15 protein-coding genes and 1 pseudogene are annotated in these 12,283 nt (G+C 31.4%); 3 read left to right on the forward strand and 13 right to left on the reverse strand.

The genetic code is table 11. The annotated features are described in order from the left end of the window. Positions 1-23 precede the first annotated feature (23 nt). The 6 genes and pseudogenes from LC076_RS05145 to msrB all read right to left on the reverse strand — a co-directional run bounded on the left by LC076_RS05145 (position 24) and on the right by msrB (position 4,829). Positions 24-704, reverse strand: a complete 681-nt coding sequence (locus LC076_RS05145; RefSeq protein WP_226666716.1) for a hypothetical protein — start codon at positions 702-704, stop codon at positions 24-26. A gap of 311 nt (positions 705-1,015) precedes the next feature. Then, positions 1,016-1,243, reverse strand: a complete 228-nt coding sequence (locus LC076_RS05150) for a YozE family protein (RefSeq protein ID WP_226666718.1) — start codon at positions 1,241-1,243, stop codon at positions 1,016-1,018. 440 nt (positions 1,244-1,683) lie between these two features. Next, positions 1,684-2,673: a biotin synthase BioB gene (bioB, locus tag LC076_RS05155; protein ID WP_264191421.1), complete on the reverse strand. Its 990-nt coding sequence runs from the start codon at positions 2,671-2,673 to the stop codon at positions 1,684-1,686. 145 nt (positions 2,674-2,818) lie between these two features. Further along, positions 2,819-2,899, reverse strand: a pseudogene (locus tag LC076_RS24480) (YjcZ family sporulation protein); the annotation flags it as partial. A gap of 355 nt (positions 2,900-3,254) precedes the next feature. Next, positions 3,255-3,638 carry a VOC family protein gene (locus LC076_RS05165; protein WP_226666722.1) on the reverse strand — a complete coding sequence of 128 codons (384 nt, stop codon included), beginning with the start codon at positions 3,636-3,638 and terminating at the stop codon, positions 3,255-3,257. Positions 3,639-3,866: 228 nt separating this feature from the next. Further along, on the reverse strand, positions 3,867-4,829 hold the full coding sequence (gene msrB / locus LC076_RS05170; RefSeq protein WP_226666723.1) for a peptide-methionine (R)-S-oxide reductase MsrB: 963 nt from the start codon (positions 4,827-4,829) through the stop codon (positions 3,867-3,869). Positions 4,830-5,293: 464 nt separating this feature from the next. Between msrB and LC076_RS05175 the strand changes: the two genes are divergently transcribed. Both LC076_RS05175 and LC076_RS05180 read left to right on the forward strand, forming a co-directional pair. After that, positions 5,294-5,716: a MarR family winged helix-turn-helix transcriptional regulator gene (locus LC076_RS05175; RefSeq protein WP_413465947.1), complete on the forward strand. Its 423-nt coding sequence runs from the start codon at positions 5,294-5,296 to the stop codon at positions 5,714-5,716. A gap of 128 nt (positions 5,717-5,844) precedes the next feature. Further along, a complete protein-coding gene (locus LC076_RS05180) occupies positions 5,845-6,090 on the forward strand; it encodes a DNA alkylation repair protein (RefSeq protein ID WP_226666725.1) in 246 nt (81 codons plus the stop codon). Between the two features lie 274 nt (positions 6,091-6,364). Here the strand turns inward: LC076_RS05180 and LC076_RS05185 are convergent, their stop codons facing one another. After that, on the reverse strand, positions 6,365-7,174 hold the full coding sequence (locus tag LC076_RS05185) for an alpha/beta fold hydrolase (protein ID WP_226666726.1): 810 nt from the start codon (positions 7,172-7,174) through the stop codon (positions 6,365-6,367). 179 nt (positions 7,175-7,353) lie between these two features. Then, positions 7,354-7,479, reverse strand: a complete 126-nt coding sequence (locus LC076_RS24100) for a hypothetical protein (protein ID WP_264191422.1) — start codon at positions 7,477-7,479, stop codon at positions 7,354-7,356. 303 nt (positions 7,480-7,782) lie between these two features. On the opposite strand from LC076_RS24100, the gene LC076_RS05190 reads away from it, so the two are divergent. After that, positions 7,783-7,950 (forward strand): hypothetical protein, encoded by a 168-nt coding sequence (locus tag LC076_RS05190; RefSeq protein WP_226666728.1) that lies wholly within the window; start codon positions 7,783-7,785, stop codon positions 7,948-7,950. A gap of 47 nt (positions 7,951-7,997) precedes the next feature. Here LC076_RS05190 and ypmT read toward each other — a convergent pair whose 3' ends face one another. From ypmT to LC076_RS05215, 5 genes are all read right to left on the reverse strand, one after another. After that, positions 7,998-8,189, reverse strand: a complete 192-nt coding sequence (gene ypmT, locus LC076_RS05195; protein WP_226666729.1) for a protein YpmT — start codon at positions 8,187-8,189, stop codon at positions 7,998-8,000. A 44-nt stretch (positions 8,190-8,233) separates the two neighbouring features. Further along, positions 8,234-9,334 (reverse strand): trypsin-like peptidase domain-containing protein, encoded by a 1,101-nt coding sequence (locus LC076_RS05200; protein ID WP_226666730.1) that lies wholly within the window; start codon positions 9,332-9,334, stop codon positions 8,234-8,236. 15 nt (positions 9,335-9,349) lie between these two features. Next, positions 9,350-10,504, reverse strand: coding sequence for an FxLYD domain-containing protein (locus LC076_RS05205; protein ID WP_226666731.1), 1,155 nt, complete (start codon positions 10,502-10,504; stop codon positions 9,350-9,352). Between the two features lie 238 nt (positions 10,505-10,742). Further along, entirely contained in the window at positions 10,743-11,324 is a 582-nt protein-coding gene (locus LC076_RS05210) for a YpmS family protein (protein ID WP_226666732.1), read from the reverse strand. Between the two features lie 7 nt (positions 11,325-11,331). Next, complete coding sequence (locus LC076_RS05215) at positions 11,332-12,141, reverse strand: SGNH/GDSL hydrolase family protein (RefSeq protein ID WP_226666734.1); 810 nt, start codon at positions 12,139-12,141, stop codon at positions 11,332-11,334. Between the last annotated feature and the right edge of the window lie 142 nt (positions 12,142-12,283).

Genomic DNA, 12,283 nt, shown 5'->3' on the forward strand with positions numbered 1-12,283 from the left:
CCAAGTTAAAATGGAAACTTACTTTAAACATTTGGATCTTTATATCTTTTTAAACTTTTCACAACAAGCTTCATCATTTCTTTATATTCTTGATCACAAAACATCTGATATAAAGCTTGGTAATCATTATACATATCGAGTAATTCATCTATTATTTTGATATTTGTATTTTCTTCTACCACTTCATTTATGGATTGAGTGATTATTGATTTATTTATCTTTGTTTCATGATAATTACTTTCATCATCTATTGTATGGTGTAAGAAAAGTTGTTGCATTAATGACTCTGCTTCATGTTCACTTATCATAAGACTAAGTTCATCTTCATCTGCTTCAAGCCATTCCCCATCAGACATTCTTGTAAGCTCATATGTTAAATCCTCCCAACCATCTTCTTCATATCTCCATATTTCAGTTCTTACTCCCACAATTTTAAATAAGGATTTTCCGTAACCTTTAACTAAAACAATATCTCCAATTTGGTAAAGTACATCAATGTTAATTTTTTCTGTTTCTATAACTACTCCATCATAGTCTGAAAATAATTGAAGCGCATTTTCGAAATATAAAACTTCACTATAGTTCACTTCATAGATCACTTGTTCATCTATTAAATGAATTTTAGTTATCGTACCGACAGTACCATATAAAATAATCACGACAATATCACCTATTTTAAACTTTGGTCTATTTATATTTTTCATCATCCATCTCTCCTTTTGTCGTGATTTATAAGGATAAGATAGTATATGCTTTTATTTACATTTCGTCATGGGCACTTATAATAAGAAAAGCGCAAAGCACTTAGCCTTGATTATCGCCCCTGAAAAATGGTGTATCTTTATCTTTCGAGGATTAGCAGTTATAGCTATATGTCATAGCACAGCTAAGTTTTATGATTTACTAAATAGAAACAAACTAAGATAATCAGGTCTCAGCAATGAAAAAACAAGCAAGAAAGGTAGAAAATCCTTCTATGCTTGTCTTAAAGTGATCTTATTCTAAACTAGAATAATTATATTCTTTTTAATATTTCGTTTTCATATCCTTCCCATGCCTGATCGAACACTACCATACTTTTTAAATAATGACCATTCATCTCTAAATAAGAACTCAGTTCATCATAACTGATTGTATTTTTTGGGAAGCTATGATCAAGATAAGCCTCATTAGCAAATTGTGAAATGTCATCTTTCGGCTTAGGATGACGAAACTTCATTAAATAGTGATAAAAGGATTTCATCGTTTGTACCCCCATCGACAAGATTTTTTCATTATAGCTTGTAAATGATCAGAATGAAACCCTTTTAATTGAAGGCTCTTTCTTTTCTAAAGGCTCTGTTAAACTTTGTTGTTGATTTCCGTTGCAGGCATTCGCTTTCCGCGGGCGGTCCGGGAGCCTCCTCGGCGCAAGCGCCTGTGGGGTCTCCCTTCGACACGCTTCTCCCGCAGGAGTCTCATACCTTTCACTCCAATCAACAAAGTGCTAAAAATCAACATTAAGCTTTAACATAGCCTTTCTAAAAGATCGTTGCTAATTTGCCCTAATATTGCAGTTTAACATTGTTCTTGTTGCATAATAAGTACTATTAGAAATAAAAGATGCCACTATGCTTGATAAAGTGCTGTTTACTTGAAGTAGTTAAAAGCAACAAAGTTTACGAAAACAGCCTAATTGCACAATCAAATAGGAGAATTCTCAAAATTAAAATCAACTTCAAACCCTAAGTCTTCTAGCATTTTATGATCTGCAGTGCTTTTTTGTCCTGATGTTGTTAAATAGTCACCTACAAAGATTGAATTAGCAGCATATAAACCCAATGGTTGCAACGATCTTAAATTTACTTCTCGACCACCTGAAATTCTGATTTCTTTTGTAGGATTTATATATCGGAATAGAGCAAGTACTTTTAAACAATATCTTGGATTTAATTCACTCGTTCCTTCTAAGGGTGTTCCATCAATTGCATGGAGAAAATTTACCGGTATTGAATCCGCATTTAATTCTCTTAAACTATAAGCCATATTGATAACGTCAAAAAATGTTTCTCGCATGCCAATAATCACACCAGAACAAGGAGATATTCCTACATCTTTAACGGTTTGAATTGTATTTACACGATCTTCATATGTATGACTTGTAGTAATCGCTGTGTGATGTTCTTTAGATGTATTAACATTATGATTATATCGGTCTACTCCAGCTTCTTTTAATGTTTTTGCTTGTTCTGGTTTTAAAAGACCTAAGCATGCACAAATTTTCAGACCATATTTATTCTTTATTTCACCTACAGCAGATGCTACTTGTTCTACTTCTTTATTTGAAGGACCTCTACCACTCGCAACAATACAATATGTACCAACCTTCAAATGGTGCGCCTTCTCTGCTCCCTTTAAAATTGTTGCTTTATCTAACATTTTATATTTCTCAATTGGTGCTTTTGAGACAATTGACTGGGAACAATATCCACAATTTTCTGGACATAACCCAGATTTTGTATTCATGATCATATTTAATTTAACCTTTTTACCATAATAATGTTTACGAATAGTAAAGGCACCATGAAGTAATAACAATAAATCATCATCTGAACATTGTAATATTGACATCGCTTCTTCTTCACCTAATAACTTGCCATTAATCACATCTTGCGCTAATAAATCCCATTTCAACCTAATCCCCCCTATTAAAAAAACACTTTAAATATATGGTAAGGAATGGGTAAATATATGTCAACACATTTTGTTTTTAAGTTTACATAGCTACTTTTTAAAAAGACAAAAAAGAGCCCACATAGGAGCTCTTAATAAAGTATTCTTAGTGAATATATGCTGCACCAACAATTATTAATAAGATGAAAAGAACAACTATTAAAACGAAACTATTTCCGTATCCACCTTGAACACCTTGTGTATATGGATATCCATAATCATAATAACAATGCATATTAAACTCCACTCCTCATTAACTAATATAGATTTCTCTCTATACTTTATGTAACGGGTGGGTTGTTGTGTATGGTCATTAGCCCAATTTAGGTGAATGACTTAAAAAAATGATAAAGAATAAAATAGAATTTGCGTCCGATTTGTTGTTTGGGTACATGAATATTATGAAACTACATCACATATCTTATATTATAAATCTACAGGCACTTATCTTACCTGAAGACTCACGGAACCACACAGTAAAAAAACGTATTACTATTTTCCGCAGAAAACGAGTAAAAGCAAACAGCAACTAAGCAGTAATTCTAGTTTTTATCTTCATAGAATTCAATCCATTCCCGATCAGGTCCTCTAAAAAACAAATACTTGGCACCATTTGGTAATACTGTGATATCTTCAAAAATTAATTCTACCTCTAATTCTTCAAGTCTCTTCTTTTCTTTTTCAATTTCGTTCACTTTAAATGCGATATGATGCACTTTACCTTCTTCAGGCAAATTAGGATTATAGCCTTCAATCAATTCAACTATTATCTTTCCATTTATACCTAAGAATGCTAGCTTCATTTTTCCATCTGTATGTTTGAATTGATCAATTAAATCCAGTGTCACAACTTTTTGATAGAAATTAATCGAGTTTTCAATATTTTCTACTTGAATACCAACATGTTCAAACCCTAATACTGTCATAAAAAACCCACTCCTTTTATTATTTTATATATGTAAATTAAAAGATCCTGTAAGCTGGTTTGAAGAATATTTGAGAAGTTCACTTTCCAGCACGGTCCGTGAACTCTCATAAATAAAACTTTATACTATTCAGGCAATTTTTTTTTGAGAGTATTGATCTTTCTCCTACTTTTGTTTCTAATCCATTAAGACTTAAAAAGATAACAAACAGCTTTCCATTATTTTAATTTATGCTTCAAAAATTTTAGAGTATTTTCCATAACCCTCTTTTTCAAGATCATCTTTTGAAATAAACCTTAACGCCGCTGAATTAATACAATAACGTAAACCGTCAGGACCTGGGCCATCATCAAATACATGTCCTAAGTGAGAATCTGCCGTTTTACTTCTTACCTCTGTTCTAACCATGCCATGTGTTGTATCCATTTTTTCAATCACTTCTTGATCTTGAATAGGTTTTGTGAAGCTTGGCCAACCACAACCAGCATCATACTTATCCAAAGAACTAAACAATGGCTTTCCAGAAATAATGTCTACATATATACCATCTTTATTATTATTCCAATACTCATTCCGAAAAGGTGGTTCAGTACCGTTATTTTGAGTTACTTCATATTGAATTGGATTTAATTTATTTAACAATTGACTTTTTTCGTTATCTTTCCAATGTTGTTCTATAAAACGATCTCTTCCAGATCCTGTTCTATATTGCTTATATCTGGTTGTGCTCTTTTTATAAAAATCCTGATGATATTCTTCTGCTGGGTAAAAAGGTTTTGCTGGAATTACCTTTGTAACAATCGGTTTGTTGAATCTGCCACTTTGGTTAAGCTCTTCTTTTGACTTCTCAGCTAGTCGTTTTTGTTCTTCTGAGTGATAAAAGATTGCCGTTTGATAGGATTCACCACGATCATGGAATTGACCACCTTCATCCGTAGGATCGATTTGTTGCCAAAACAATTCCAAAAGCTTTTCATAAGGAAATATTTCAGGATTAAATACGATTTGCACAGCTTCAAGATGTCCAGTTCGATTTGAGCATACTTCCTCATATGTAGGGTTTTCTTTTTCACCACCTGTATAACCAGAAACGATTGAATCTATCCCTGGAAGCTCATCAAAAGGCTGTACCATACACCAGAAACAGCCACCTGCAAAGGTAGCAAGCTCTAACTTGTGATTATTAGACATTATTGGTCCCCCTTATTTAGATAATTGTTCTTATTATATAGCATGTTATAAAGAGATTAAAAGTAAACTGATTTTAAAGTATTACTTTTACTTAGTATACAGCCAATTTTAAAAAAATCTTATGACCATCACGATTGCCTACAATTATTATTTTCTTAAGCTCTGTTAAACTTTGAGGTTTATTTCCGTTACAGGCATTCGCTTTCCCGGGAAAAAATGCAGTTCGTTTTTTCCTAGGTCCGGAAGCCTCCTCGTAAGCTGCGCGCCTGTAGGGTCTTCCTTCGACACGCTTCTCTAAGCAGGAGTCTCATGCCTTTCACTCCAATCAACCAAGTGCTAAAAATCAACCTTTATCTTTAACATAGCCTTTTCTTATTAAAAATTTCCTCAGTAGTTCTTGACACAGCCTTGAACTTTCCTTAGTCTAAACAAAAGAATAAAATGTTATTTCGGAGGAAATTAGCTTGAATAATCGTCAAGACAAAATGTATGAAATGGAAGCACTTATGCGCCATGTATATAAAAAGCTACGTCAAGAAATGAACCTTATTTATGATAATGAAATATCAAGAAATGAATTTTTCATTTTAAAAAAGCTTTTTGAACAAGGTCCTCAAAAATCATCGGATCTGTCTAAAATGTTAAATGTGTCAGCTTCACATATTACCGCTGTTACTGACTCACTTATTGAAAAAAAATGGATCGAACGTGTACGCTCAAAAAATGATAGAAGAATAGTTGTTATTCATTTAACAAATGATGGCAAGCAAACATTAGAGTTATTTGAGAAAAGAAAAACGGACTTTCTTTTAGAAAAGTTTAGTAATCTTAGCAACGATGATATTGAAAACTTCATCAAACTATTTAATAAAATGCTTAATAATTAATTGTAAAAAAACTATCGTTTAGACTATTTACATAAGTAAATAGATTGACGATAGTTTTTTTACATATATTCCGTCATATTAGAAAAAGATATGATAAATACATTTTTCTACGATGGAGGAATATCCAAATGACTGCTCCTTATTTATGTCCTAATTGTAAAACAAACAAAACCAGGTTCAATCTTATCGAACAACATGTTAAATCTGTAAAATTAGATCCACAAACAGGTGTTGTCATCCAAGAAATCAATCAGTCTTCGCTAGACCCTTTTCATATCGCTTATAAAGGCCCAGCATATAGAGTACAGTGTGGTGCATGTGGATTGATTGAAGACGAAAGAACCTTTATAAAAAGAGCTGAACTACACAAATAACTCGTTACAACTTGGATAATTAACTTTACAGGTATTTATTTAATAGCATTCTAGAACCTCTGAAGGCTTGCATGAAGTTTTCTAAACTTGCGTTACTAACAACACAAGGTAACCTGTATACAAAACTCTTTAAAAGAGATTCTTTGCATAACATAGTCTAATTAAGAAAATATCAATTTCACACTAAAAAACAATCGAATATTTATCCCCTTCTAAAGGGACTTCAATCCGATTGTTCATAACATACGTGTTGATAAATGAGTTCTCTAAGAGCTTATTCCATTTTACTGTCAATAACTCCCTCTAAAAAGGACTGTAATACCTCAACCAGTTTATCAGGTTGTTCTAACATTGACATATGGCCAGAATTCTCTATAACTGCTTGATGCATATTATCATTTTCAACAGAAAATGTTCGTTCTTGTGGAATAATCTCGTCATCACTTCCTGCAACTAGGAGAATAGGGACGATGAGATCTTGGAGGACTTCATTTCTATTAGGCCTATTTTTCATCGCATTAAGAGCACCAATCGCACCAAATTCTGATGTTCCATATCCAATATTTTTCACAAGTTTTACTTGATACTCAAGTTCTTCTCTATTTGTCATAGAGAAAAGGTTTGGTACAAGTTCATCTATAAAAGGCTTAATACCGTTTTTCGTTATTTTTTGAATACCATTCTCTCTATTCTCTTTGGCTTCAGTTGTATCTGGTAAAGCAGTAGAGTGAACTAAAGATAATCCACATAATTTATCAGGATATTTCTCTGCAAAAGCGAGACTAATGTACCCTCCTAATGAGTGACCAATAAGAGTTGCTCTTTCAATTCTAAGTGATGTTAAGAGTGATGAAATATCATCTGCAAAGTCTGTTATTTCAAAATCATTCTTTGGAGTACTTGAATCACCATGACCTCGTAAATCTACAGTAAGAACTCTATTTTTCTTCACTAAATGTGGAACGATGTATTTCCAATAATGGGAATCACCACAAAAGCCATGAATCAACACAACACAGTGACCTACACCTTGGTCAGTGTATGAAATCATATTTTCCCCTACATTATGTGTATAACGTTCCATCGTTTACCCTCCGAGTTCAGAATGTAGAATTTAGTATATCAATGGTAATCGTAACAAACATTGACAACGAACTCAAATATTAGTTACGAAATTCAGAAGAATTTTTAAAAAACAAAATTAATTCTGTTAAACACTTGAAAGCTAAAAAGAAAGAAGTCATCTTTTTTTAACTGTAAAAATTATTCACTATCTTGTGTTGTATTAAAAAACAATTCTTCTTTTTTACTTTCCGTATTCTTTTTATTTTTATCTTTACCCATTTTACCATCTGATTCATAGCTAAGTTTTCTTATAGATTTTTTCAATTACTTTGCCCCTCTACATAATATTCATCTTCATTCTGTCCATTCAAATAAAAAATTATGTAAAAAATACTAGTGACTACAGATATGTATTTTTAATTATAAAGGACCATTCCTCCTATTATTCATATAAAAATATGTAAATAACATTAATATGTTTTTAATAAATTATAAATTTTTAAAGAAAATGTATCGTTTTTGTAAAAAGAGGTTTTTCTCCGATTTTTTCCATTATTATTATGTTATACCAGAATTTAAAACACTGGTTATATAAAGATACTTAATCGTTACATGGGAGGAATAACAATGAACAAAAGCTTATTATTAAAAGTAGGAGCTTCATTACTTGCTGTATTCTTAATGGCTGCATGTAACAACACGGATGATACTGAACAAGAAGACACAAACGTTGAAGAAACAGAAGAGGGCACTGAAGAGGGTTCTGAAGAGGGCACTGAAGAAGAAGCTGAATAATAAAAAGATACCGTTAAAAAATGAGAGGTTTTAAGCCTCTCATTTTCTTAATTATTTTTTTGTTTCTCATCCTTAACATGCCACAAATAGATTGAAACACTTAAAAACAATGTACTATAAGCAATATTTAAATAAACCTCATCCATATTTTCAGCAACAAGTTGTTGATACGCAATACTTCCAAAAACAATTGAAATAAGAATAGCAACAAGACTAAATATAAACAATTTATTTTTCATTATTAAGTTCCCCCACATACGTTTTCTACAATCGTAAAGCTTTTTTATTTCTCTGACATAATCTTGGCTTGGTCATTTTCGTAAGCAACAACAAATGTTCTGTTTTTTGTTTGTGTCTTATTTTCTCCAACATTATGCTCTTCTATAGATAAAACCGTTTCGACAAATACACGATCGTTTTTGTAATTAGTTGTTAATTCGTTAATCTTTATAGAATTAATATGCAAATACTGACGCCGAAATGTTTCATAATCAACATTTGATTGCCACTCACTACCTAATAGTGAATAAGCTGTAACAAAATCTCTAAAATTTATGCTTTCTATAAAATAATTCACAAGATATTCAGAAGTTTCCAGCATTTTACTTTGATTTATTTGCGACGTAATATCCAACGAAGTAATTGATGGTAGATTTCTCATAGGAGTCTCCGACCAACCATTTACTAATGGTAAAACAGTACTGATAGGAATACTAAAACCAATGCTCCCCTGTTCTATTCGTGCCGAATTAATTCCAACAACATGTCCAGACTTACGATCTAATAAAGGACCACCACTGTTACCAGGTGCAATTGGGGCAGATATCTGATAGACATTTTCATAAAAATACGGTTCAACATTTAATTCTCTGTCCGTACCACTAATAATTCCTGTTGTAACAGTATTTTGAAAACCCAAAGGACTTCCTAATGCTAAAATTTCGTCACCGATTTCAAGCTCTGTGCTTGGAGAGAGAGTCAATGGTTCAATATCTTTCAATCCTTCGACTCTAATTACTGCAATATCAGTTTCAGTGCTAATTCCAATCACTTCTCCATCATAACCTTTTGCATCTGTTGTGCGAACCTTTACAACAGATGTACCATCCACAACATGCGCATTTGTAATGATATCACCCTGTTCATTATATAAAAATCCAGATCCAACAGTCCCATCTTCCAATTCTACCATGACTACTTTCTTCTGGGATTCTCTAATAATTTCCTTTATTTCTGGAATGGTTTGATTATCGGTATCTTCATTATTGTGTTTAAGAATGGTTGATTCAGCATAAATACTTGAAGCTGTATAATCTTTAATATAAAAATAACCAAATACACCGATTAATAAAATAAGAAGGGATACTATTATGCTAAAAATCAATTTTTTATCCATATTTTATCCTTTCTTCTCCTCTAATAACCATGAGATCTTTGTAATCTCTACCTTTGCATCATTTTTTGTAGAATAGGTAACATGTTCAAATTCACCTGTTTCTCCTGGATCTAGTTTATTTGGAAACACATTTGTTTTCCCTTTTTCAAGTATTACTCCATCTTTATCTGTTACAAAAAACTCAACTAGAATAGAATGAACAGTTTCAGTACCATTGTTCTTAACCGTACCATTCATATAAGCATCACCAAATTTATCTACCTTAAAATCTAAACCTGTCAATTCAACTGCTTTAGTTAAATTTAGTTGTTCTTCTTGCTTTGCTGCTAACATTGCCTTATCGATTCGTTCTTGTTGAGCTTTTTCAAACGAAGCTTTTTCCTCTATTATTCTTTCTTTTAAAGATATGAGCTTCTCATTGTTAACCACATACTGAAGTGCAGCATCTACTTGATATAACGCTTGGTTAAAATGATTATTTTCTAAGTTTTTTTCTGCTTCAGTAGAGCTTAAAATCACCATTTTGGTGTATATTTGTTGTTTTAATTCAGATGCTTCCTTTAAGTCTAAAGAGTATATCGTTGATAATTTTTCTGCTAACTGATTAATCGTAGATAATTTATTTATCTCTTCCTTTATTTCTCCTATTTTTACACTGGATTCAACTTGTTCAATTTCATGAGTAAGTTTTGCATATAGAGGTGATTCATTTTTATCTACTTGACGCTTTAATAAATTGATTTCTTTTTGAGCAGCTTCAAAATGCTCGTCCATAATTTTTTGTTCAACTTCATTTAGATCATCATTTAATTCAAGGACAGATTCTATCATTTTCTTTTCTTCTAATAATATTTTGTAATTATTGCGATAGGCTATCGCATCATCAAGTAAACTAAGTGCTTTCTTATATTCCCCTGAAAGTGCAGCTCTTTCTGCTTTATCCTGGAATTTAAGAACCTTTTCATTCACTTTAGATTCAAAATATTGAGTAGAAAATATAATAACTGCCACGATAATAGAGCTAATTATAGGAAGCATAAACGAAAGAATATTTATTTTTCTTTTTTTCGAAGTATCCATGTTTAGCTTTTTTCCACATTGAGAACAATAATTTGCATTGTTTTCAATGTTATTTGTTCCACAGTTCGGACAAAACAATAGAATACCTCCTTTTTTCTATTTTTCCATAGTTAAGGAGAATAATTGTTATATACCCTTATTTTAAATTTACTATCATCATATGATTTCGACATACTATTTTATTAGTATACATGTTTCGTGCATTTCATTCTAGACATTCGATAGAGGGTAATTCGTACCATTTTATACAATATAACAACAAAACAAAAGGAAAGAGTCCAACAAAATGAATGTTAGACCCTCTATTATGTCAAAATTAAGGCATAGGAACATACAAAGTAAACGTTATATCATCTTTTTTTAAATTAAAACTCTCAGCTCTAGCGCTTAAACCATTTTTAAATGTTAACTCATCTAAATATATGTCAATTACCTTTTCACTTGAATCAATCACAACATAGCTGGGTAACTCATAATAAGTATTCATGTATTTTAATACATATGAAACAGGTAATTGTAATTGACCAATAGACATCTCTTTTACATGTAATTGTACATTTCCATCTTTCTTTACGGTAGGTTCTAAAATTAACTTCATATTTATATCTTTATTAAATGCTTTAACACTTCCATACACATTGACTTCATCTTCTAACTCAACAGTATAATTAAGGTTTTCTTGATCAGCTTCCTCTTCTAAATAACGATTAATTAGACTTGTTAAATGATCTTTTTGTGTACTAATTAAAAATGGTACTGTTGCATCAGATTCAATTTCCTGTGGCTTCTCTACTGTATGATTCCGATCAGTTGGACTAAATAGAAACACCAGAAATACAATTAGTATAAATAAATTTAAGCCTAATAAAATTAAAAAAGATAATTTCCATTTTTTCATTTTTAAATCACTCTTTTCTACCTATTGAATCTGTATTAGTTAATTCTGTATTTTTTAAGCTTTCATAAATTCTATCTGCCATTAAAGAATACCCGATTTCGTTCGGATGAAACTCATCTTTATAGAGAAGTTTCCCATTTGTTGTAGTTGAGAAAATATCCGAAACAGAAACAAAAACACCATTTACGTCACTTAAGATTATTTCTTTCGAATCATTGTTCCATTCTTCCATAATTGTATCAATCTCTGTTATTTCTGGTAGCATATACTTAAATGGATTATACAATCCAATATAGACAATTTTAGCAGAAGGGTTATAACTTCTGACCGTTGTTAGAATGCTCTCAAATCGTTTTTTGTAGTTTTTTTGCTCTTGACGAAAAGGTTCAAAATCCAAAGAGAAAATATTTTTTCGAACAACATTCATTATGTCATTTCCACCAATCGTCATAACAATAATGTCTGCTTCTTTAATACCATTAATTACTTCTTTATCCTTGAGTTTTTTTTGCAGATTACTTGTTTTATGACCTTTCACTCCAAAATTCATCACATTAACTTCTTTAATATTATCTTGCGTTTCTAACTTTTCAGTTATTCTCCCAAAATAACCGCCCAATTTTGCTTCATCCCCGACACCTTTTGTTAAAGAATCACCAATCCCAACCATATTAATTGTTTTTGGTATAAAATCTTCTGCTGGTTGATTCTTCAACGCTAAAGAAACTGACTTTGAGCTAAGGCTAGTGCTTACATCTGATTGACATCCGCACATTGTCAAAAGTATTATACTGTTCACAATAAAGTTACGTATCACCAAATCACCTTCGATCTATATAAATATTAGTTAGTGAGGTAGCTACTTTTTTATCTTACAAATATTTCTACTAACAATTTATTCTTATTTCCCTTATAAGAATACAGTAATGATATAAGGAAAGAAGATCATACTTAAATTT

Source organism: Metabacillus litoralis (assembly GCF_020524045.1).
GTDB classification, from domain to species: Bacteria; Bacillota; Bacilli; order Bacillales; family Bacillaceae; genus Metabacillus; species Metabacillus litoralis_C.